Source organism: Terrabacter sp. 01T434 (genome assembly GCF_056398545.1).
Window position 1 is genome coordinate 420,887 of sequence record NZ_JBFTPP010000001.1, and the last position, 20,910, is coordinate 441,796.

21 protein-coding genes are annotated in these 20,910 nt (G+C 71.0%); 16 read left to right on the plus strand and 5 right to left on the minus strand.

Annotated elements, in window-relative coordinates; genetic code table 11:
• Positions 1–10: 10 nt before the first annotated feature.
• On the minus strand, positions 11–1,156 hold the full coding sequence (locus AC1DIW_RS02060; RefSeq protein ID WP_478106281.1) for a GNAT family N-acetyltransferase: 1,146 nt from the start codon (positions 1,154–1,156) through the stop codon (positions 11–13).
• Between the two features lie 65 nt (positions 1,157–1,221).
• Here AC1DIW_RS02060 and fdxA point away from each other — a divergent pair, with 65 nt between their 5' ends.
• From fdxA to AC1DIW_RS02075, 3 genes are all read left to right on the plus strand, one after another.
• Entirely contained in the window at positions 1,222–1,548 is a 327-nt protein-coding gene (fdxA, locus tag AC1DIW_RS02065) for a ferredoxin (protein ID WP_478106702.1), read from the plus strand.
• 2 nt (positions 1,549–1,550) lie between these two features.
• Entirely contained in the window at positions 1,551–2,687 is a 1,137-nt protein-coding gene (gene dapC, locus AC1DIW_RS02070; protein WP_478106282.1) for a succinyldiaminopimelate transaminase, read from the plus strand.
• A gap of 144 nt (positions 2,688–2,831) precedes the next feature.
• Entirely contained in the window at positions 2,832–4,112 is a 1,281-nt protein-coding gene (locus AC1DIW_RS02075) for a citrate synthase (protein ID WP_442279973.1), read from the plus strand.
• A gap of 124 nt (positions 4,113–4,236) precedes the next feature.
• On the opposite strand, the gene AC1DIW_RS02080 is transcribed toward AC1DIW_RS02075, so the two are convergent.
• Both AC1DIW_RS02080 and dapD read right to left on the minus strand, forming a co-directional pair.
• Entirely contained in the window at positions 4,237–5,109 is an 873-nt protein-coding gene (locus AC1DIW_RS02080; RefSeq protein WP_442279972.1) for a hypothetical protein, read from the minus strand.
• Between the two features lie 112 nt (positions 5,110–5,221).
• Positions 5,222–6,154 carry a 2,3,4,5-tetrahydropyridine-2,6-dicarboxylate N-succinyltransferase gene (gene dapD, locus AC1DIW_RS02085; protein WP_478106283.1) on the minus strand — a complete coding sequence of 311 codons (933 nt, stop codon included), beginning with the start codon at positions 6,152–6,154 and terminating at the stop codon, positions 5,222–5,224.
• 106 nt (positions 6,155–6,260) lie between these two features.
• Here dapD and dapE point away from each other — a divergent pair, with 106 nt between their 5' ends.
• The 5 genes from dapE (at position 6,261) to AC1DIW_RS02110 (ending at position 10,997) form a co-directional block, all read left to right on the plus strand.
• Entirely contained in the window at positions 6,261–7,385 is a 1,125-nt protein-coding gene (gene dapE, locus AC1DIW_RS02090; RefSeq protein ID WP_478106284.1) for a succinyl-diaminopimelate desuccinylase, read from the plus strand.
• 22 nt (positions 7,386–7,407) lie between these two features.
• Positions 7,408–8,181 (plus strand): LOG family protein, encoded by a 774-nt coding sequence (locus tag AC1DIW_RS02095; protein WP_442279969.1) that lies wholly within the window; start codon positions 7,408–7,410, stop codon positions 8,179–8,181.
• Positions 8,178–8,558 (plus strand): cell division protein DivIVA, encoded by a 381-nt coding sequence (locus AC1DIW_RS02100; protein ID WP_478106285.1) that lies wholly within the window; start codon positions 8,178–8,180, stop codon positions 8,556–8,558. Before AC1DIW_RS02095 ends, AC1DIW_RS02100 begins: the two co-directional genes overlap by 4 nt.
• Positions 8,555–9,769, plus strand: a complete 1,215-nt coding sequence (locus AC1DIW_RS02105) for a hypothetical protein (RefSeq protein ID WP_478106286.1) — start codon at positions 8,555–8,557, stop codon at positions 9,767–9,769. Before AC1DIW_RS02100 ends, AC1DIW_RS02105 begins: the two co-directional genes overlap by 4 nt.
• 253 nt (positions 9,770–10,022) lie before the next feature.
• On the plus strand, positions 10,023–10,997 hold the full coding sequence (locus tag AC1DIW_RS02110; protein WP_478106287.1) for a type IV toxin-antitoxin system AbiEi family antitoxin domain-containing protein: 975 nt from the start codon (positions 10,023–10,025) through the stop codon (positions 10,995–10,997).
• Between the two features lie 138 nt (positions 10,998–11,135).
• On the opposite strand, the gene AC1DIW_RS02115 is transcribed toward AC1DIW_RS02110, so the two are convergent.
• Complete coding sequence (locus AC1DIW_RS02115; protein ID WP_478106288.1) at positions 11,136–11,948, minus strand: enoyl-CoA hydratase/isomerase family protein; 813 nt, start codon at positions 11,946–11,948, stop codon at positions 11,136–11,138.
• A 151-nt stretch (positions 11,949–12,099) separates the two neighbouring features.
• Between AC1DIW_RS02115 and AC1DIW_RS02120 the strand changes: the two genes are divergently transcribed.
• Positions 12,100–12,273 (plus strand): DUF3117 domain-containing protein, encoded by a 174-nt coding sequence (locus tag AC1DIW_RS02120; protein ID WP_013493416.1) that lies wholly within the window; start codon positions 12,100–12,102, stop codon positions 12,271–12,273.
• 111 nt (positions 12,274–12,384) lie between these two features.
• On the opposite strand, the gene AC1DIW_RS02125 is transcribed toward AC1DIW_RS02120, so the two are convergent.
• Entirely contained in the window at positions 12,385–13,008 is a 624-nt protein-coding gene (locus AC1DIW_RS02125) for an O-methyltransferase (protein ID WP_442279964.1), read from the minus strand.
• Positions 13,009–13,081: 73 nt separating this feature from the next.
• On the opposite strand from AC1DIW_RS02125, the gene AC1DIW_RS02130 reads away from it, so the two are divergent.
• From AC1DIW_RS02130 to AC1DIW_RS02160, 7 genes are all read left to right on the plus strand, one after another.
• On the plus strand, positions 13,082–13,540 hold the full coding sequence (locus tag AC1DIW_RS02130) for a hypothetical protein (protein ID WP_478106289.1): 459 nt from the start codon (positions 13,082–13,084) through the stop codon (positions 13,538–13,540).
• A gap of 152 nt (positions 13,541–13,692) precedes the next feature.
• A complete protein-coding gene (gene sigE / locus AC1DIW_RS02135; protein WP_442279962.1) occupies positions 13,693–14,340 on the plus strand; it encodes an RNA polymerase sigma factor SigE in 648 nt (215 codons plus the stop codon).
• Between the two features lie 18 nt (positions 14,341–14,358).
• The gene (locus tag AC1DIW_RS02140) at positions 14,359–15,060 is read left to right on the plus strand and encodes an anti-sigma factor family protein (protein WP_478106290.1); all 702 of its coding nucleotides are present in this window, start codon (positions 14,359–14,361) and stop codon (positions 15,058–15,060) included.
• Positions 15,057–16,715, plus strand: coding sequence for a S1C family serine protease (locus tag AC1DIW_RS02145; protein WP_478106291.1), 1,659 nt, complete (start codon positions 15,057–15,059; stop codon positions 16,713–16,715). Before AC1DIW_RS02140 ends, AC1DIW_RS02145 begins: the two co-directional genes overlap by 4 nt.
• Positions 16,716–16,781: 66 nt before the next feature.
• Entirely contained in the window at positions 16,782–17,138 is a 357-nt protein-coding gene (locus AC1DIW_RS02150; protein ID WP_478106292.1) for a twin-arginine translocase TatA/TatE family subunit, read from the plus strand.
• A gap of 53 nt (positions 17,139–17,191) precedes the next feature.
• A complete protein-coding gene (locus AC1DIW_RS02155) occupies positions 17,192–19,024 on the plus strand; it encodes an ABC transporter ATP-binding protein (RefSeq protein ID WP_478106293.1) in 1,833 nt (610 codons plus the stop codon).
• Positions 19,021–20,850, plus strand: coding sequence for an ABC transporter ATP-binding protein (locus AC1DIW_RS02160; protein WP_442279957.1), 1,830 nt, complete (start codon positions 19,021–19,023; stop codon positions 20,848–20,850). The genes AC1DIW_RS02155 and AC1DIW_RS02160 overlap by 4 nt, the downstream gene beginning before the upstream one ends.
• Positions 20,851–20,910 lie beyond the last annotated feature (60 nt).

Below are 20,910 nucleotides of genomic sequence, written 5' to 3' on the forward strand. Positions count from 1 at the left end.
TCAGCGCCGGTCAGGCGGACGGACGGGTGAGGTAGGTGTACTCGTGGTGCACGCCGAACCCGAGTCCCTCCCAGAACGCCACGCCATCGGTGTTGTCTGCCGAGACCTGCAGGTAGATCGCCGGCATGTTGTTCTCGCGCGCCACCATGGCGACGGCCGAGACGAGCGTCGTCGCGAGTCCCTTGCGCCGGTGGTCGGGGTGCACCCAGAGGCCGAAGATGCCGGCCCAGCCCGGATGGATCGCCATGCGGGCCACGGCGACGACGCGGTTGCTGTCCGGGTCGTTCACCGACAGGAAGAGCTGCCCGTCGCTGCCCGTGAGGACGGCCTCCGTGGCGCCCGGCACGATCGAGCGCTGTTCGGCGTAGGCCTGGAGCCAGTCCATCTTCAGCTCGGCGTCGGCGACGACCGGGGCCGAGGCCTCGGTGAGGGGCGGGACCGCGGCGGACAGGCCCGTCATGATCACCACCCGCTGCCAGTCGTCGCGACCGCCGCCGACGGCATAGCCCCGGTCCAGCAGTGCGGCGGCAACGGGCAGCTCCTCGACGACGAACCCGCGCTCGCCGTGCACCTGGAAGACCGGCGGGCGGCCGCGGTCGGAGTACCACTTCTCGACGAAGTCGATGGCCTTGTCGAGGGGCAGGCTCGGGTCGCCGACGACGAGCGCCGAGTTGGCGCGCCCGGTGAATCCCTCCGAGGCGCGCAGCACCCAGTCGCCGAGGCCGCCGCGGTCGAGGGCCTGCCAGCCCTTGGCCATGAGCTTCTCGAGGTCGTCGGCCGAGATGCGCTCGTGGGCGCGACCAGGACGGCTCGCCGGCGGCGGCACGTCCTTGGCGGCGATGACGTCGGCACGGATGAGCTTGACCCGTTCCGTCTTCGTGTCGATGACGAGGAAGTCCTCGTTGCGGGCCACCAGCTCGCCGAGGAAGTCGGTCGCGCCGGCCTCTGCGCCCTCAGCCAGTCGGTAGCGCACGACGACACGGCTCCCCACGGTCAGCGCAGCGCTGAGCCGGTGCCCGACGGTGTCGGTGAGCTCGCCGGCGTCCTCGAGGGGCCGGCCTCGGGAGCTGGTCTCGGAAGAGCTCTCGGACGAGCTCTCGGTGCCCGAATTCGGGTTGGTCTCATCGGTGGGGCCGTCGGTGGGCTCGCCGTTCATGTCCGGCATACTAGGCGGTGCAGCATCCGCTCCCGAACGCCTCACAGCAGGAGGTCCGCACCCCCATGACCTACGTCATCGCCCAGCCTTGCGTCGACCTCAAGGACCGTGCCTGCATCGAGGAGTGTCCGGTCGACTGCATCTACGAGGGCAAGCGCTCGCTCTACATCCACCCCGACGAGTGCGTCGACTGCGGTGCGTGCGAGCCCGTCTGCCCCGTCGAGGCGATCTACTACGAGGACGACGTCCCCGAGCAGTGGGCCGACTACTACAACGCCAACGTCGAGTTCTTCAACGACCTCGGCAGCCCCGGCGGTGCCGCCAAGCTCGGTGTCATCGACAAGGACCACCCCATCATCGAGGCGCTGCCGCCGCAGGAACACGACGAGTGACCGTGCCCGTCGTGCCCGGCGCGCCCGTGCGCGGGCTCGACCTTCCGGACTTTCCCTGGGACTCGCTCGCGCCGTACAAGGCGCGAGCGGTCGCGCATCCGGAGGGCATCGTCGACCTGTCGGTCGGCACCCCCGTCGACCCGACGCCCGAGGTCGTATGCCGTGCGCTGGCCGATGCGGCCGACGCACCGGGCTACCCGCTGACGGTCGGCACCGTCGACCTGCGTGCCGCGATCTGCGAGTGGTTCGAGCGCCGCCGCGGGGTGGCCGGGCTGACGGCCGACGCCGTCCTGCCGACGATCGGCAGCAAGGAGCTCGTCGCGTGGCTGCCGACGCTGCTCGGCCTCCGCGCCGGTGACGTCGTCGGCATCCCGGCCGTCGCCTACCCGACCTACGACATCGGGGCGCGCATCGCCGGTGCGACGAGCGTCGTCGCCCAGTCGCTGACGAGTCTCGGCCCGCTCACCGCTGCGACGACGCCAAAACTGTTGTGGCTCAACAGTCCCGGCAATCCCAACGGGCAGGTGCTGGGTGTCGAGCACCTCCGCAAGGTCGTCTCGTGGGCGCGTCAGCACGGCGTGGTCGTCGCGAGCGACGAGTGCTACGCCGAGCTCGACTGGCGCGAGGGGCAGGTCGGCACGGCGACGCCGAGCATCCTGCACCCCGACGTCTGCGACGGCGACCACACGGGCCTGCTCTCGGTCTACTCCCTCTCCAAGCAGTCCAACCTCGCCGGCTACCGCGCGGCGTTCGTGGCCGGGGATCCCGCGATCATCGGGACGATCCTCGAGGTGCGCAAGCACGCCGGCATGATCATGCCCACACCCGTCCAGCACGCCATGGCGGTCGCCCTGCGCGACGACACCCACGTGCAGGCGCAGCGGACGGCATACGCCAGGCGGCGTGAGCTGCTGCTGGCCGCGGTCGCCCGTGCGGGACTTCGGGTCGACCACTCCGAAGCCGGGCTCTACCTCTGGGCCACACGCGAGGAGGACTGCTGGGCAACGGTTTCCGAGCTCGCCGAGCGCGGGATCCTCGTCGCGCCCGGCTCGTTCTACGGAGCGGCCGGGAGCCGACATGTCCGGATCGCCCTCACGGCGACCGACGAGCGCGTCGCCGCCGCCTGCTCCCGGCTCTGACGGCCGGCCTCCGGCGCCGATCGGCCGCATCCCCGGGCGGTGGTGCGGAACAGGCCTGTTTTCTCCGTCGACCCGACGCTGGGGTAACGTCGCTCGCGGATACGTCCGGCGAGTTGGGCCGGAGTTACAAGAGGCGGAGGAACAGTGACGAAGGCAGTGGACGCGACACTCAGGGTCGCAGACAAGGAACTCACGTTCCCGGGCGTCGGCGCGGTCGACGGCAACGACGGGCTCGGTGTTGGCTCGTTGCTCAAGGAGACCGGCCTCGTCACCTACGACGTCGGGTTCGTCAACACCGCGTCGTGCAAGAGCGCCATCACCTACATCGACGGTGACGAGGGCATCCTGCGCTACCGCGGCTACCCGATCGCCGAGCTGGCCGAGAAGTCGACGTTCGTCGAGGTCTCCTACCTGCTCATCTACGGCGAGCTGCCGACTCCCGAGGAGCTGACGCGCTTCGAGGACTCCATCCGTCGGCACACGATGCTGCACGAGGACCTCCGCGCGTTCTTCAACGGCTTCCCGCGCGACGCGCACCCGATGCCCGTGCTCAGCTCGGCGGTCTCGGCGCTCGGCACGTTCTACCAGGACAGCCTCGACCCCTTCGACCAGGAGCAGGTCGAGATCTCGACCGTCCGCCTCCTCGCCAAGCTGCCGACCATCGCGGCCATGGCGCACAAGAAGAGCGTCGGCCAGCCCTACATGTACCCCGACAACTCGCTGTCGTTCGTCGAGAACTTCCTGCGGATGACGTTCGGCTACCCCGTCGAGCCCTACGAGGTCGACCCGACCGTCGCCAAGGCCCTCGACCTGCTCTTCATCCTGCACGCCGACCACGAGCAGAACTGCTCGACCTCGACGGTGCGTCTCGTCGGCTCGGCCCACGCGAACCTCTTCAACTCGGTCTCGGCCGGCATCCACGCCCTGTCCGGCCCGCTGCACGGCGGCGCCAACCAGGCGGTCCTCGAGATGCTCGGCAAGCTCCATGAGTCGGGCGACGACCCGAAGAAGTTCATGGAGAAGGTCAAGAACAAGGAGGACGGTGTCCGCCTCATGGGCTTCGGGCACCGCGTCTACAAGAACTACGACCCGCGCGCGGCCATCATCAAGAAGGCCGCCGACGACATCCTCGAGAAGCTCGGCCAGAACGACCCGCTGCTCGAGATCGCCAAGGGCCTCGAGGAGATCGCGCTGGCCGACGACTACTTCGTCGAGCGCAAGCTCTACCCGAACGTCGACTTCTACACCGGCCTCATCTACAAGGCCATGGGCTTCGAGTCGAAGATGTTCACCGTGCTCTTCGCCATCGGTCGCCTCCCGGGCTGGATCGCCCAGTGGCGCGAGATGATGACCGACCCCGAGACGAAGATCGGCCGCCCGCGCCAGATCTACACCGGCGAGCCCGAGCGGTCCTACCCCGCCTGAGCCGACTGGCTCGCACCACGTCGCCCGGACTCCGGCCCGTCCCGCACCAGCGGGGCGGGCCGGACGCGTTTCCCCGCGGGGTGAAGGGTGGGGCGCGGTCGGGCCCGGTCGTATGCCGTCCGTCTCAGCCGAGGTTGATCGTGACCGTCGTGCCGTCCGCTCCGGACGACCACCCGTCGTCGCCCGCCGAGCGGGTCCACGCGCGCTCGCCGATGGCAACCTTCGTGGCGCCGTAGAGGTCGGCGCGCGCCACCGCCCACTGGGCGACGGCCCACGCCGTCGTCGTGTCACGGGCGGTCACGGTCAGGTAGCGCTCGCCGGGGCGGACCGAGGTCACGCCCATCTGCTCGGCCAGATCGCTCGCGACGCGCTGAGGGGTCACGCTCGTCTTCACCGCGTCGAGCCGGCACTTGAGGCCGGCGGGGGAGTGGCCGGTCAGGTTCGAGGCGAGAATGCGGCCCTGCCCCTCGTGGTCACGGTAGGCCTCGGGGTAACCACTCTTCTGGACCCGCTGGGCGATCTTCGTGATGTCGGCCGTCTCGTAGCCCGGGTACTTCACCAGCGCGTCGTAGAAGGCGTTCGTCGCGTGCACGGGGTCGAGGATCTGCTCCGCCGTGCCCCAGCCCTGGCTCGGCCGCTGCTGGAAGAGTCCGAGGGAGTCGCGGTCGCCGTAGCGCAGGTTGCGGATCTTCGACTCCTGGAACGCCGTCGTGATGGCGATGGTCGCAGCGCGCGGTGGCATGCCGCGCTTGACCGACAGGGCTGCGATGAGCGCGGCGTTGCCGGTCTGCTCGGGGTCGAACGTCTCGGTGCTCCCCGCGGCAGTGATCGTGCACTTCGGACTGGCGACGCTCTGGATCAGGTACCGGGCACCGAACCAGCCGGCCGTGACGACGACGGCCAGCACGAGCAGCGCCGTGAGCCGGCGGCGTCGGCGTTGTGCTGCGGATCGTGGCCGGGAGTCGGCGAGGGTCGGGCCCGGTCGTTTGGTCGGCATGGGGTCTGGTCCTCAAGTGGTCCGGCTGCGGTCTGAACCGGGTCGGTCGGGGCAGGCGTTGGTGTCAGGCGGGGCGGGGTCGGTAGGTCGGTGTGCTTCCGTGTCAGCGGGTTCAGTCGTTGTCGTGGAGCGCGGCGTTCAGGGTGATGCCGGTGCCCTTGCGGTCGCGGGCCTCGACCGCACCGGTCACGCTGTTGCGGATGAAGAGCACGTTGCTCGACCCCGACAGCTCCTTGGCCTTGACCACGGTGCCGTCGGGCAGCGTCACCTTGGTGCCGGCCGTCACGTAGAGCCCGGCCTCGACGACGCAGTCGTCGCCGAGTGCGATGCCGATGCCACCGTTGGCACCGACCAGACAACGCTCGCCGATGCTGACGCGTTCCGTGCCGCCGCCCGACAGGGTGCCCATGATCGAGGCGCCGGCCCCGATGTCGGACCCGTCGCCGACGATTACGCCCTGCACGATGCGGCCCTCGACCATCGAGGTGCCGAGGGTGCCGGCGTTGAAGTTGCAGAAGCCCTCGTGCATGACCGTGGTGCCGGCGGACAGGTGCGCCCCCAGGCGCACGCGGTCGGCGTCGGCGATGCGCACGCCCTGGGGCACCACGAAGTCGGTCATCCGCGGGAACTTGTCGACGCCGTAGACCGCGACGTGCTGGCCACGGGCGCGCAGCCGCATCCGGGTCTGCTCGAAGCCGTCGACGGGGCAGGCGCCGGCGCTCGTCCAGACGATGTTGGGCAGTGCACCGAAGACGCCGTCGAGGTTGATCGTGTTGGGCCTGACGAGGCAGTGCGAGAGCAGGTGCAGGCGCAGGTAGGCGTCGGGTGCATCGGCCGGCGGAGCATCGAGGTCGATCTCGACCAGACGGACCTCGGTGCGCACGCGGCGTGCCTCGTCGGTGCCGACGAGTGCGTCCAGCCCCTCAGGGACGGCCGCGTCGGCGGGACGCTCACCGACCGCCGGCTGGGGGAACCACGTGTCGAGCACCTGCCCGTCGTCCGTGATCGTCGTCAGTCCGTGACCCCATGCGTTGCGCTCCGACATGGCCGCAAGGATATGGGGCTGCGGGGCGGCCGTGAAACGGCGACCCGCGGCGCGGACGCCCTTGCTGCAGCACTTCCCCGGGTCCCCTGCGGATAACCTTCCGCGTATGCCGTCGACCAGCCCCGCCGCCGACCCGACCACCGCGCCCGCTTCACGCGATGCCCGTGGTGCCGTCCTCGACCTCTCCGCCGACGTCACGTCGCTCACCGCGGCCGTCTGCGACATCGAGTCGGTCAGCCAGGACGAGGCGCCCCTCGCCGCCGCCATCGAGGCGGCCCTCCGGCCGCTGGCCCACCTCGAGGTGACCCGCGACGGCAACACGGTCGTCGCCCGGACCTCGCTCGGCCGCGACGAACGCGTCGTCCTGGCCGGGCACATCGACACCGTTCCCCTGACGTCGGTGCCCAACCTGCCCACCCGCCGCGCCGACGGCGAGCTGTGGGGGCGCGGCACCGTCGACATGAAGGGCGGCGTCGGCGTCATGCTGCGCATCGCCGCCCAGGTCACCGAGCCCAGCCGTGACCTCACCTTCCTCTTCTACGAGTGCGAGGAGATCGACGCGAGCTTCAACGGCCTCGCCCGCGTCGCCGACACCTCGCCCGAACTCGTGGCCGGCGACTTCGCGGTGCTGCTCGAGCCCACCAACGGCGCCATCGAGGGTGGCTGCAAGGGCACCCTCCGCGTCGAGATCGTCACCAAGGGCGTCGCTGCCCACTCGGCCCGGCCGTGGAAGGGCCACAACGCCATCCACGACGCCGGCCCCGTCCTGACGCGCCTGGCCGCCTACGAGGCCGAGACCATCACCGTCGACGGCCTCGACTACCACGAGGCGCTGCAGGCCGTCGGGATCAGCGGCGGCATCGCCGGCAACGTCATCCCCGACCGGTGCACCGTCACGGTCAACTACCGCTACGCGCCGGACAAGAACACCGAAGAGGCCTTCGCGCACGTGCGCCAGGTCTTCGAGGGCTTCGACGTGACGTTGAGCGACGCCGCCGACGGCGCCCGCCCGGGCCTGCACCTGCCCGCCGCCAAGGCCTTCATCGACGCGCTCGGTGTCACCGTCAACCCCAAGGAGGGGTGGACCGACGTCGCGCGCTTCTCGGCGCTGGGCATCCCGGCCGTCAACTTCGGTCCCGGCGACCCCAACCTCGCGCACATGGACGACGAGCGCTGCCCCGTCGAGCAGTACGTCGAGGCCGAGGCCGCCCTGCTGCGCTGGCTCGGCTGACCTCTCCGCATAGGGTGGCGCTGTGACCGACCACCAGCCTGCACCCGTCACACCAGGGAGTCCGTCCGAGAACCGGCGCCAGACCGGCCCGGTGATGCTGCGCCGTCAGAAGGTGCCCCGGACGACGACCGACCAGCGACTGCTCGAGGCGCGCCAGCCCAACGAGTGGTTGCACGCCGATCCCTGGCGGGTCATGCGCATCCAGTCGGAGTTCGTCGAAGGCTTCGGCACCCTGTCCGAGCTCGGGCTCGCGGCCGCCGTGTTCGGCTCCGCGCGCACGCAACGCGACGACCCGGCATACGCCATCGGGGTAGAGGTCGGCCGCCTGCTCGCCGAGGCGGGGTATGCCGTCATCACCGGCGGCGGTCCGGGCGCGATGGAGGCGGCGAACAAGGGCGCCTTCGAGGCGAGGGGGACGTCGGTCGGGCTCGGCATCGAGCTGCCCTTCGAGACCGGGCTCAACGAGTACGTCGACCTCGGCATCAACTTCCGCTACTTCTTCGCCCGCAAGGTCATGTTCCTCAAGTACTCCCGCGGCTTCATCGTGCTGCCGGGCGGGTTCGGCACCCTCGACGAGCTCTTCGAGGCGGTCACCCTCGCGCAGACGCAGAAGGTCACCGAGTTCCCGATCGTGCTCATGGGCGTCGCCTACTGGCAGGGCCTGATCGACTGGATGCGCGACACGGTGCTCGGCAACGGGATGATCAGCCCGTCCGACCTCGACCGGATCATCCTCACCGACGACCCGCACGAGGCCGTCCGGGCGATCCGCACCTACGAGGAGCCCCGCGCGTGAAGTGGTTCATCCTCGTCGTCGGGATCGTCGTCCTGTGCTTCGTCGTCGCCCTCGTCCTCGGCCTCGCCGGCGGTGGCCTCGGGCGGGGCACCACGAGCCTGAGCCACGAGCCGCTGCCCGACGAGCCGATCCGCGACGCCGACTTCGACGACCTCGTCTTCGACGTGGGTGTCCGCGGCTACCGGATGAGCCAGGTCGACGGGGTTGTCGACCGCCTCCGGCGCGAGCTGCGTGAGAAGGACGCGGAGATCGCGGTGCTGAGAGGTGACGAGGCAGCGGTCGCATCGGACGAGGCCGCCGATCCCGCCGAACCTGTTGAGCCCGGCGAACCGCTCGGGCAGTCCGATCCGACGGTCGGCCGCGAACGCACCACATGACCGAGGCGCTCGCCCTGCGGCCCCGCCGCGTCTTCGTCGGCTGGGTGCTCGCGGTCTACGCGCTGGCCCGGGTCGTCACCACGACGATCCTGCTGATCGTCATGCAGCACCAGGCGCCGTCCGGCATGACCGGCGGGGACGACGTGCCCGTGTCGTACTTCCCGTTCACCGCGCTCTGGGACGGCCAGTGGTACCAGACCATCGCGCAGCACGGCTATCCCTCCACGCTCCCCACGAGCGAGGGCGGGGCCGTCCAGCAGAACGCGTGGGCGTTCTACCCGCTCTTCCCCCTGATGGCTCGGGCCGGCATGGCGGTGACCGGGCTCGACTTCCCCGCCGTGGGGTCGACGATCGCGCTGGTGTGCGGCGCTGGCGCGGCCGTGCTCATGGGTCTGCTCCTGCGCGAGCGCATCGGCGACCCCGCGGCCTACCTCGTCGTGGCGCTGTGGGCGAGCTTCCCGGCGTCGGTGACGCTGCAGCTGGCCTACACCGAGTCGCTGGCGATGCTGCTGCTCGTGGGCTACCTCTACGCCCTGGCCCGGGAGCGCTGGCTCGTCGCGACCGTCGTGGCCCTGCTCGTGGGCCTCTCGAGACCGATCGCCGTGCCGCTGGGGCTGGTGACGCTCGTCGTGGTCGTCCTGCGCTGGCGCGCGCGCCGCGAGCGGCCCCTCACGGCGGGCACGTATGCCGCCATGCTCGCCGCGCTCGTCGGTTGCGGTGTCGCCGGGCTGCTGTGGCCCGCGATCGCGTGGTGGCGCACCGGGGTCCGGTCGGCCTACACCGACACCATGGCCACGTGGCGCGGATCGGGGACCGTCGAACCGTTCACGCCCTGGGTCGGGATGTCGACGTACGTCTTCGGCGACACGTGGGGCCCGGTGATGCTCTTCGTCGTGCCGCTGGTCCTCGTGGCGATGGTCGCCGGCCCGTGGGCTCGCAATCTTCGCGCCGACCTGCGCACGTGGACGCTGGCCTATCCGGCGTATCTCGCGGCCGTGCTGGACCCGTTCACGAGCATCTTCCGCTACCTCATCCCGCTCTTCCCGCTCCTCGTCGTCGGGCTCGGGGCCGGTTGGGCCGACCGTCGCGGCAACACGTGGAGGCGCTTGCTGTGGCGCTTCGTGCCGCTCCTGGTGCTCTGCATCGTCGGCCAGTACTACTGGACCGACATCCTCTGGCGCTTCATCCCCCCGAGCGACTACCCGCCGTGACCCAACCGGTCGCAGCACCGGTGGCACCCGAATCCGCCGGGTAGCGACGATCCGCAGACTGTCTGCCGGGGTCGTCCTGCGTCTGGGCGCGCCAGGACCCCTCGAGGTGCAGGACCATGGGGCAGACGACGAGCCGAGCGCCCCGCTGCGTCCCCGTTCCCGGGCGTCCACACCTCTTCGGCGTCTCGGGCACTTGTCCACAACGGGGACCTCCGGCCACGTCGGTGACGGAGCGGCCAGTCAGCCTGAGGCCATGCACCTACCGGACCCCGTACTTGCGCTCGCTCGGTCCCAGCACGGCGTCGTCACCCGTCGCCAGCTGCTCGAGGCCGGCGTGACACGCGACACGCTGCGGTGGCGCGTCGGGCGCGACTGGCGGTTGTTGCTTCCCGGCGTCTACGCCTTGCAGACCGGCTTGCCGACCCAACACCAACGACTCGTCGCTGCCCTGCTGTCCGGCGGGGACGGAGCCTGGCTGGCGGGCATGACGGCAGGGGCCCTGCACGGGCTCAGGTCGTGCTCGGTCGGTCCGCCCGTCCGCGTGCTGGTTCCCGCGCCCCGCAGATCACGTCGGATCGCGTGGGTCGACATCCGGAGCACCACGCTGACGGGCGAGCCCGTCCTCGAGCGCGACGGGCTGCGTGTCGGTTGCCTGGCGCGAGCGGTCGTCGACGCGGCGGCTGAGACCCCGGACGAGCGGACGGCCCGTGCGATGGTGATCGAGGCAGTGCAACGTCGCCTCGTGCGGCTCGACGACCTCGAGCACTGGGTCGACGCCCGGGGTCGTTCGGGAGCCGTCCGCCTACGGCACATGCTGGCCGAGGTGGCGGCCGGCGCGTGGTCGGTGCCCGAGTCCGACCTGCTTGCACTGATCCGTACCTCGCCCAGCCTTCCGTGCCCACTGGCGAATCCTGTGCTCACCGGGCCCGCAGGAGAAGAGCTGACCTCGCCCGACGTGTGGTTCGACGACGTCGGCATGGCGGTGATGGTGCAATCGCGTGAGTTCCACTCCGACGGCCTCGACTGGGACGTCACCGTCGAGCAGGGCTCCGACCTGTCGGCGGCACGGGTCGTGGTGGTCGGCGTGACACCTGCGGCCTTGGCCCGTGACCCGAGCGCCCAGCTGCGCCGGATCGAGCGCGCCCACGCCGGTGCCCGACGGTCCGGCACGCGCGCCCCGGTGACGGCCACACCGCGCCCGACCCTGCCGATCATGCGGGTGGGCTGAGGTGCGTCCATTCGTACGACGGATCGTCCTGCGTCCGGTGGCGCCAGGCCCCCACCAGACGCAGCACCATGCGCAGGTTCATCTGTCCGGCCGCGGACCACTCGGCACCCGACGCGCCGGGCCCGAGCTCCGGTGGGATCAGGCGCCGGTGTAGGTGGGCTCCTCCTTGGCGAGGAAGGCGTCGACGGCGGCCCGGTGGTCGCTGCTGCCACCCGTGAGCGCCATGAGCTCGGCCTCGTTGGCCAGCGCATCGGCCAGGTCGGCGCTCGCCGAGTAGGCCACGGCGCGCCGGATCGAGCCGTACGCCAGGGTTGGCCCGTCGGCGAGGGTCCGGGCCAGCTCGAGCACGGCGCTCTCCAGCTCGTCGTCGGGAACCACCTTGGTAACGAGCCCGAGCGCCAGGGCCTCGGCGGCCGGCACCGTGCGCGGGAGCAGCAGCAGCTCCTTGGCGCGAGCCGTCCCGACGAGCCGGGGCAGCGTCCACGACGCACCGGAGTCGCACGAGAGTGCGATGCCCGCGAACGAGGTGTTGAGGCCGGCTCGTTCCGACGCGATCCGGAAGTCGCAGGCGAGCGCGAAGCTCATCCCGGCCCCCGCCGCCACGCCGTTGAGCGCCGCGACGACCGGCTTGTTCATCGTCGACAGCGCGGTGACGATCGGGTTGTAGTGGTCGGTCACCGTCGTCGCGAGCGTCGAGGTCGGGTCACCGAGGCTGCGCACGTGCTCCTTGAGGTCCTGCCCGACGCAGAAGGCGCGACCGGTGCCGATGAGCACGACGCACCGGACAGCAGGGTCCTCGCCGACCTCCCGCAGCGCCGCCACCAGGGCGTCCTTGAGGGCGTTGTCGAGGCTGTTCATCGCCTCGGCACGGTTGAGCCGGAGCCACGCGATGCCGTCGGCGACCTCGACGAGCAGCGGTCCGGTGGCGGGGGAGTCGGGCGTCTGCGTCATGGGCGCCACTCTGTCCCAATCCGTCCGGCGGTGGAAGCACGGCTGGCCCGGAGAGCGCCGACGTGCCCTCTCTCACATCCCCAATTAGGTCTCGCAAACGAGACACGGAATAATGGTGCCAAAGACCGAGGATTCCTAGGGAAGGGGAACCATGGCAGCAATGAAGCCGAGGACCGGCGATGGCCCGCTCGAGGTCGTCAAGGAGGGCCGCGGCATCGTGTTGCGGATGCCCCTTGAGGGTGGCGGGCGTCTCGTCGTCGAGATGACCCCCGACGAGGCTGCAGCTCTGCGTGACGCGATCCAGGGTTGTGACGGCGTCAACTGACCCTTCCGCCTGATCCAGCTTCGACGGCCCCTGACCTCACGGTCGGGGGCCGTCTCGCATCCCCGCGCGGTGGTCAGGTATGCCGGGTGGCGCGCCACCCGGCATACGCGGTCAACGCTTGACGGCGACGAGAAGGCCCTCGCCGACGGGAAGCAGCGAGACGGTGAACTGGTCGTGGTCGCGGATGGTGCGGCCGACCTCGCGCAGCGTGCGGGTCTCGGCGTCGCGGTTGGCGGGGTCGGACTCCTTGTCGGACCACGTCATGGCGAGGGTGCCGCCGCGGCGCAGCAGCCGCGTGGCCTGCGCGAGGTAGTCGGGGTAGGCCTGCTTGTCCGCGTCGACGAAGACGAGGTCGTAGGCCCCGTCGGTCATGCGGGGGAGCACCTCGAGCGCGCGCCCGGCGATGACGCGGGTGCGCTGGTGGGCGATCCCGGCCGCGCCGAAGGCCTCGCGTGCTGCCCGCTGGTGCTCGGTCTCGAGGTCGATGGTCGTGAGGATGCCGTCGGCGGGCATGCCGCCGAGCAGCCACAGGCCCGACGCCCCCGCGCCCGTGCCGATCTCCATGACGGCCTTGGCCCCGGTCGCGGCGGCGAGCATCTGGAGGGCGGCACCCACGCCGTTTCCCACGGCGGGTGCTCCCAGCTCGTCGCCGCGGTGGATGGCCTCCTCGACCTGCTCGCTCGGGGTGACGAACTCCTCGGCGTGCGACCACGCGGCGACCTTCTGGGTGCTCATGTTCGTCACCCTACTGTGACGTGATGGGGCCAGTTCGCCACCCCGGCCCCCGATCCGGGCCAGAATCGGGGTCATGGACGAACAGGACCTGCCGATCCCCGAGCACCGCCGTCCGCACGGCGTGGACGATGCCACCGTCGAGGCTCTCGGCAAGCTGTCCGAGGCGTTCGAGGTCGTCGAGGACGCGCGCGGCCGCCTCTACGGCTTCCACCGGCTGACGGGGACCGCCGACCTCGCCCTCGGAGATGCCGTCGAGCTCTTCCGCAAGGCCGGTCACGAGGCCCTGGCCGACCAGCTCCAGACCGAGCTCGTCGGCCGGAACGTCATCCAGGGGCGGTGGACCTTCCAGATCGTCGAGGAGTACGACGACGACTACTACGCGACGTTCAAGCGTCTCGAGGCGTCGGCGCGCGACCAGCTCGTGGGCGGCCGGCGTCACCTCTTCGAGGCGGAGATGAAGGAGGACCGGCGCACGCACGGTCTCGCGCACCACGAGGCGGTCCCGCACGACGGCGGTGAGCAGGCCCCGTGACAAAGGCCTGTCCCGCCCACAGCGGAACCACAGGTTCCGGCTGGCGGCAGGACAGGTCGATCCGAGACGATGAGTGGGAACGAATCCCCTCCTGACGGCGTTCAAGTCGTTGACCCCCTGCGTGAAAGGCCCAGCCCCCAGTGAGCACCCCCGTGACGTCCACCTCTCCCACCTCGGTGGAGCAGGCCGACTCGACGTGGACTCCTCCGACGTGGGAGGAGATCGTCGAGCAGCACTCGGCTCGCGTCTACCGGCTGGCCTACCGCCTCACGGGCAACCCGCACGACGCCGAGGACCTGACGCATGACGTCTTCGTCCGCGTCTTCCGGTCGCTCCACTCCTACCAGCCCGGCACGTTCGAGGGCTGGCTGCACCGCATCACGACGAACGTCTTCCTCGACAAGATGCGCCGCAAGCAGCGGATCCGCTTCGACTCCCTCCCCGAGGATGCCGCCGGCCGACTGCCGAGCAGCGACAAGGGGCCCGAGCAGACCTACCACGACGCCCGGTTCGACGACGACGTGCAGCGCGCGCTCGACGCGCTCGCGCCGGAGTTCCGCGCAGCCGTCGTGCTGTGCGACATCGAGGGCCTCTCCTACGAGGAGATCAGCGCGACGCTGGGCGTCAAGCTCGGCACGGTGCGCTCCCGCATCCACCGCGGACGCGCCCAGCTGCGCGAGGCCCTCGCGCACCGCGCACCCGAGGTGGCTGCTGCCGCCCGTCCCGCCAAGCCCGGGTCGCGGGCCGCGCGCGCCGGTCTGCGTCTCCCCGGCCGCCGCGTCGCCGCGAGCTCGCGGTGAGGCCGTGGAGGTGATGTCGTGACGCCGCACCTCAAGGGACACGTCCGGGCGTACGTCGACCGCGCCCTGCCCCCGGCGATGCTGCACCTCTACGACAAGCACCTCGTCTGCTGCACCGTCTGCCGTGCGGCAGCCGACCAGGAGCGTCGCATCGTCGCCGCGCTGCGGTCGGACACCGGCGTCCCGATGAGCCTGCGGACCTCGCTCATGGGTCTTGCCGCAGCAGTACCGCCCGACGCGCGGCCGGTCCCGGGAGCCTCCGACGGGCCACGCGTGCCCCTGGCGCCGTCCGGCTTGCGTATGCCGTCCGTGCCCTCCTACGACCCCGTGCCCACGGTGCGCCCGACCGCCCCGGCCCTGCACCGCTCGCCGATGCGCGCCGCCGTCGTCGCCTCGATCGCCGCCGGTGCCTCGGTGGCGGCGGCCTGGGGCCTGGCCATCTCGCCGGTTCCCGGCTCACGCCCCGCGTCGGTCCGCGGGCCGGTGGCGAGCTTCGGCGCCAGCCACGTGAGCGCCGTGAGCTTCGGCGGCTCCGTGCTTCCCGGTGAGGGGGTCGCGCCGGCCGCGCGGGACGCACAGCCCTCGAACGGGATCGGTGTCGGCAGTGTCCCCACCTGGGTGGTCTCGACCCGCTCGTCGATCCGTGCGCTGGGCACGGCGTCGGGTGTCGTGGCCCCGGTTCGGATGAACACCTTCCGTTCGGCACAATCAGGTCCATGAGCGACGAGTCGAGGACGCCGGACCCCGAGCCGACGGCAGTTCCCGAGTCGACGGGGCCGCCCGAGCGGACGGGCCCCATCGAGGTCGCCGACTCGGCGCCGCCCACCGACCCGGGTGCGGCCCCGCAGCGCTCTGAGTCCTACCGGGAACCGGAGACGGAGCACACCGGCATCATCGACCTCCACGACACGCGCGCCATCCCCTCGGGCGCCGGGTCGGCGTCGTCCCGGGACGACGCATGGTTCGACGTCTTCGGCGGTGAGCACCCCACGGAGGGAGCGGGTGTCCCTGCGCGGGCCGACTCCTCGTGGGGCAGCGACCGGGCCGACGCCGCGGCCGAGCAGGCCCACCGGTCGGCCTACGCGCCGCCGGTCGCGGCCCCCGTTCCGTCGTCCGCTCCTGCTGACACGTCGGGTGCCGGGCCTGCGAGCCCGACCGACCCGGGCGCGGACGCGCAGGCGGGGGGCGACCACCCGGCATACGTCGGCCCCGTGCCCCACGCTCCCGCGGGCGAGCCGGGCCCAGACGCTGGATCCGTGCCACCCGGCGGCGTCCCGCTCACCGATGCTCCCGGCGCGCCTCGGCGCGGCCGCGGCAGGCTGGCCGCGCTCGTGGTCGGCCTGTGCCTGCTCTCCGGGGTCATCGGCGGCGTCGCCGGTCAGCTCGCGCAGGACCGCATCCACCTCGCCGGCACGACGCTGCCTGAACCCGGGCCCGGCGCCACGCAGCGCCCCGCAGGTTCGGTCGCCAACATCGCAGCCGTGGCGCTGCCCAGCATCGTCACGATCAAGGTCGACGCCGGCAGCGAGGGGTCGGCGACGGGCTCCGGCTTCGTCATCGACGGCAAGGGGCACGTGCTCACCAACAACCATGTCGTCGAGCCCGGCGTCAACGGTGACATCCAGATCGTGCTGAGCAACGGCGACACGGAGAAGGCCACCATCGTGGGGCGTGACGCGAGCTACGACCTCGCGGTCCTGAAGATCCAGCGCACCGACCTCACGCCGTTGCAGCTGGGACAGTCCGACAAGGTCGTCGTCGGTGACCAGGTCATCGCCATCGGAGCACCACTGGGGCTCGACCAGACGGTCACGACGGGCATCGTCAGCGCGCTGAACCGCCCGGTGACGCCCGGTGAGGGCAGCGAGGCCTCCTTCATCAACGCCATCCAGACCGACGCCGCGATCAACCCCGGCAACTCCGGCGGCCCGCTGCTCGACATGTCCGGCAAGGTCATCGGCGTCAACAGCGCCATCGCCCGCGTCCCCGGCACGACCGGCTCCACCGGGGGCAGCATCGGCCTCGGCTTCGCCATCCCGAGCGACCAGGCGCGGCGCACCGCCGACCAGCTCATCGCGACGGGCAAGGCCACGCACCCGGTGATCGGCGTCAAGCTCGACCGCACCTTCTCCGGGGACGGCGCCCAGGTCGTCGACAGCCCGGACGCCGTGACCTCCGGGGGGCCCGCGGCGAAGGCCGGCGTCCAGGCGGGCGACGTCATCGTCGGCTTCGAGGGCAAGCGCATCCGCACCCCCGACCAGCTCATCGTCTCGATCCGGGCGCGGGCCGTCGGCGACACGGTGAGCCTCAAGGTCCAGCGGGACGGCAAGGAGCTCGACCTGCAGATGACGCTCGAGGCCGACCCGGCCAAGTAGCTGTCAGGCAGGTCCCGGCTCGTGACCGTAGGATGACGCAGCCGGCATGCATGGAAGCGAGGAACTGTGTTCGACATCAACGGGTGGGAGCTGCTCCTGCTCGGTCTGTTCGCGATCCTCATCCTGGGTCCGGAACGGCTGCCCGAGTATGCCGCGAAGTTCGGCAAGTTCGTCCGCCAGGCGCGCAGCATGGCCGACCGCGCCAGACAGCAGCTCAAGGACGAGATGGGTCCGGAGTTCTCCGACGTCGACTGGCGGGCCTACGACCCCCGGCAGTACGACCCCCGCAAGATCGTGCGCGACGCGCTCGCCTCACCGCCCGACGAGGACTACGAGCCGTCTCCGGCCGTGGACAAGCCCGTGAGCACGCCCCGCGGTCACGACCCGTCGATCCCGACCCCCTGGGACAGCGAAGCGACCTGAATCTCTGACCCAGAGGCATCACTGTCGGACCGCAGGGTTATCGTCACTGCTTGATGCCTGCCGATCCCGCCTCCCAACCGCCTGCCTCCGTCCGTTCGCTGTGGCGCCTACGGGGCTACCTCCGACCCCACCGCTGGGCCCTCACCGTCATGTTCGCCGTGTCGCTCGCGGGCGTCGGGCTCTCCATCGCGATCCCGCTCGTGACCCGGGCGATCATCGACGGGCCCATCACGCGGCACGAGCTGGCCCCCGTGTTGCCGCTCGGTCTCCTCGCACTAGGGCTCGGCGTCCTCGAGGCGGTGCTCATCTTCGTGCGCCGGTGGGTCCAGTCCAACGCGGTCCTCGGTCTCGAGACGGACCTGCGCCGCGACCTCTACCAGCGCCTGCAGGCGCTGCCGATGAGCTTCCACACCCGGTGGCAGTCAGGCCAGCTGCTGTCGCGGGTCACGACGGACCTGTCCGCGATCCGCCGCTTCAGCGGCTTCGGCCTGCTCTTCCTCGTCGTCAACATCCTGCAGGTCCTCGTCGTCACGATCGTCCTGCTGACGATGTACTGGCCACTCGGTCTCGTCGTCGCTGCGACGGCCGCGCCGATCGTCTGGCTCTCGATGCGCTTCGAGAAGGCCTACGTCGTCGTGTCGCGCCGAGTCCAGGACCAGCAGGGCGACCTCGCGACCCAGGCCGAGGAGGGCGCGGTCGGCATCCGGGTGATCAAGTCGTTCGGCCGCAGCGACCACGTGGCACGGCGCTACGACGAGGCAGCGCTCGAGCTGCGTGCGACCAGCCTCGACAAGGTCCGGTTGTCGGCGCGGTTCTGGACCTTCCTCGAGGTCATCCCCAACCTCGCCGTCGTCGTCGTGCTCCTGCTCGGGGCCATCGGCGTCGGCCAGGGCGCCCTGACGCCCGGCGAGCTCGTCGCGTTCATCACCCTCCTGCTCTCGCTGGTGTGGCCGGTCTCGTCGCTCGGCGTCATCCTCGCCATGGCGCAGGAGGCCATGACCGCCGCCGCGCGGGTTCTCGAGATCTTCGACACCGAGCCCGACATCGTCGCCGGTGACCGGCAGGTCAGAGTGCCGCGTGGCCACCTGCGCTTCGAGCACGTCGACTTCGCCTTCCCCGACGCCCCCGACCAGCCGGTGCTGCGTGACGTCAACCTCGACGTGCCGCCGGGCGAGACGCTGGCCCTCGTCGGCGCCACCGGTTCCGGCAAGACGGCGCTCACCGCGCTCGTGCCGCGGCTGTTCGACGTCACCCGCGGCCGCGTCACGATCGACGGTGTCGACGTGCGTGACCTCGAGCTCGTCGCCCTGCGCAGTCTCGTGGCAACCGCCTTCGAGGAACCGACGCTGTTCTCGATGAGTGCCCGGGAGAACGTGACCCTCGGCCGTTCCGACGCGGCGGAGGACGACGTGCTCGCGGCCCTCGAGATCGCCCAGGCAGGCTTCGTCCACGACCTGCCGTGGGGTCTCGACACCCGCATCGGCGAGCAGGGCATGTCGCTCTCCGGCGGACAGCGCCAGCGGCTGGCGCTCGCCCGGGCCGTGCTGGCACGACCGGCCGTCCTCGTGCTCGACGACACGTTGTCGGCCCTCGACGTGCACACCGAGAAGCTCGTGGAGGAGGCCCTGTCGAACGTCCTGTCCGAGACCACCGGCCTCGTCGTGGCCCATCGCGCTTCGACCGTGCTCCTCGCGGACCGCGTGGCGCTGCTCGAGCACGGGACCATCACGCACATCGGCACCCACCGCGACCTGCTCGAGCGTGTGCCGGCCTACCGCGACCTGCTCGCCGCCGACGGTGCCGACCCAGCCGATGGTGCCGACCCCGCCGACCCCACCGATCCCGCCGATCCCGCCGCGCCGGCCGCCGAGGAGGTCCGCGCATGAGCTCCACCACGCAGCAGTGGCGCGGCGTCGCGGCCGACGACATCGAGGGCGACCTGACGGCAGAGACCTCGGCCCGCCTGGCCGGCCGCTCCCGACGGCTCCTGCGGGAGGTGCTGCGTCCCTGGCGGCGCGCCCTCTGGTGGCTCATGGTCGTGGTGGTCGTGGAGAACGCCGCTCGGCTGTCCATCCCGTACCTCGTCAAGGAGGGCATCGACACCGGCATCCCACCGATCCGGGAATCCGGCGACCTCGGGCCGCTGCTGCTCGTCGTCGGCCTCGTGCTTGCCGCGACGGTGATCCAGGCGGTCGCCCGCAACCTCTTCCTGGTGCGGTCCGGCGTGATCGGGCAGGACATCCTCCTGTCGATACGCCGACGCATCTTCCGACACTTCCAGGTGCTCAGCCCGGCCTTCCACGACCGCTACACCTCCGGTCGGGTGATCTCCCGTCAGACCTCCGACGTCGATGCCATCTACGAGATGCTCGAGTCGGGTTTCGACGGCCTCGTCACGGCGGCCCTGACGCTCGTCGGCACCTCGGTGCTGCTGCTCGTGCTCGACGTCAAGCTCGGCCTCGTCGCTCTGCTGTGCGGACCCGCCCTCGTGCTGCTGACCAACTGGTTCCGCAAGGAGTCGGCCAAGAGCTACCGGTCCACGCGCGAGAAGGTCGCACTCGTCATCGTCCACTTCGTCGAGTCGATGAACGGCATCCGGGCCGTGCAGGCCTTCCGTAGGGAGCCCCGCAACCAGGCGATCTTCGACGACGTCAACGACCAGTACCGCCGCGCCAACCTGGTGGCGTTCCGTCTCGTGGCCTGGTTCATGCCCGGCATCCGCCTGATCGGCAACGTCACGATCGCCGCCGTCCTGCTCTACGGCGGCTACCTCGCCTACCACGGCGAGGTCACGGTCGGTGTGCTCGCGGCCTTCCTGCTGTACCTGCGCCAGTTCTTCGAACCGATGATGGAGATCTCGCAGTTCTACAACACCTTCCAGTCCGCGTCGGCCGCCCTGGAGAAGCTCTCCGGGGTGCTCGAAGAGGTGTCCGACGTCCCCGAGCCCAGTGACCCCGTGCCCCTCGGCGCCCCCCGCGGAGAGCTGCGATTCGACGGGGTCCGGTTCGCCTACGTCGAAGGTGCGCCCGTGCTGCCCGACCTGGACCTCACGGTTCCCGCGGGGCAGACCGTCGCGCTCGTCGGCACGACGGGGGCTGGCAAGACCACCATCGCCAAGCTGGCGACACGGTTCTACGACCCGACCGCGGGAGCGGTGCTCCTCGACGGCGTCGACCTGCGCCGGATCGCCTCCGACGACCTGCGCCGCGCGGTCGTGATGGTGACGCAGGAGAACTACCTCTTCAGCGGCACCGTGGCCGACAACATCCGGTTCGGACGTCCGGACGCCACCGACGAGCAGGTCGAGTCGGCCGCCAGGTCCCTCGGTGCGCACGAGTTCATCGCTGCGCTGCCCCAGGGCTATGACACTCCGGTCTCCAACCGGGGCGGCCTGCTGAGCGCAGGGCAACGACAGCTCGTCGCGTTCGCGCGTGCCTTCCTCGCGGACCCGGCGGTGCTCATCCTCGACGAGGCGACGTCATCGCTCGACATCCCGTCGGAGCGGCTCGTGCAGCAGGCGCTCGGGACCATCCTCGCCGGACGAACCGCGGTCGTCATCGCACACCGCCTCTCGACGGTCGAGAACGCCGACCGCGTCCTCGTGCTCGAGCACGGCCGCATCGTCGAGGACGGTGCGCCGAGCGAGCTCGTGGCCGCAGGGGCCGGTCGCTACTCCGACCTGCACCGTGCCTGGGTGGACTCGCTGGCCTGACTCGCCCCCAGCAATCGAAAGAGCAGTTCGTCCGACGCGACGAACTGCTCTTTCGATCGA

What these genes read in the sequence shown, in the direction of transcription:
- AC1DIW_RS02060 (WP_478106281.1), bottom strand. Translation starts at nt 1,156, where the DNA reads ATGAACGGCGAGCCCACCGACGGCCCCACCGATGAGACCAACCCGAAT.
- fdxA (WP_478106702.1), top strand. Translation starts at nt 1,222, where the DNA reads ATGACCTACGTCATCGCCCAGCCTTGCGTCGACCTCAAGGACCGTGCC.
- AC1DIW_RS02080 (WP_442279972.1), bottom strand. Translation starts at nt 5,109, where the DNA reads ATGCCGACCAAACGACCGGGCCCGACCCTCGCCGACTCCCGGCCACGA.
- dapD (WP_478106283.1), bottom strand. Translation starts at nt 6,154, where the DNA reads ATGTCGGAGCGCAACGCATGGGGTCACGGACTGACGACGATCACGGAC.
- dapE (WP_478106284.1), top strand. Translation starts at nt 6,261, where the DNA reads ATGCCGTCGACCAGCCCCGCCGCCGACCCGACCACCGCGCCCGCTTCA.
- AC1DIW_RS02105 (WP_478106286.1), top strand. Translation starts at nt 8,555, where the DNA reads ATGACCGAGGCGCTCGCCCTGCGGCCCCGCCGCGTCTTCGTCGGCTGG.
- AC1DIW_RS02110 (WP_478106287.1), top strand. Translation starts at nt 10,023, where the DNA reads ATGCACCTACCGGACCCCGTACTTGCGCTCGCTCGGTCCCAGCACGGC.
- AC1DIW_RS02115 (WP_478106288.1), bottom strand. Translation starts at nt 11,948, where the DNA reads ATGACGCAGACGCCCGACTCCCCCGCCACCGGACCGCTGCTCGTCGAG.
- AC1DIW_RS02120 (WP_013493416.1), top strand. Translation starts at nt 12,100, where the DNA reads ATGGCAGCAATGAAGCCGAGGACCGGCGATGGCCCGCTCGAGGTCGTC.
- AC1DIW_RS02125 (WP_442279964.1), bottom strand. Translation starts at nt 13,008, where the DNA reads ATGAGCACCCAGAAGGTCGCCGCGTGGTCGCACGCCGAGGAGTTCGTC.
- AC1DIW_RS02130 (WP_478106289.1), top strand. Translation starts at nt 13,082, where the DNA reads ATGGACGAACAGGACCTGCCGATCCCCGAGCACCGCCGTCCGCACGGC.
- AC1DIW_RS02145 (WP_478106291.1), top strand. Translation starts at nt 15,057, where the DNA reads ATGAGCGACGAGTCGAGGACGCCGGACCCCGAGCCGACGGCAGTTCCC.
- AC1DIW_RS02155 (WP_478106293.1), top strand. Translation starts at nt 17,192, where the DNA reads ATGCCTGCCGATCCCGCCTCCCAACCGCCTGCCTCCGTCCGTTCGCTG.
- AC1DIW_RS02160 (WP_442279957.1), top strand. Translation starts at nt 19,021, where the DNA reads ATGAGCTCCACCACGCAGCAGTGGCGCGGCGTCGCGGCCGACGACATC.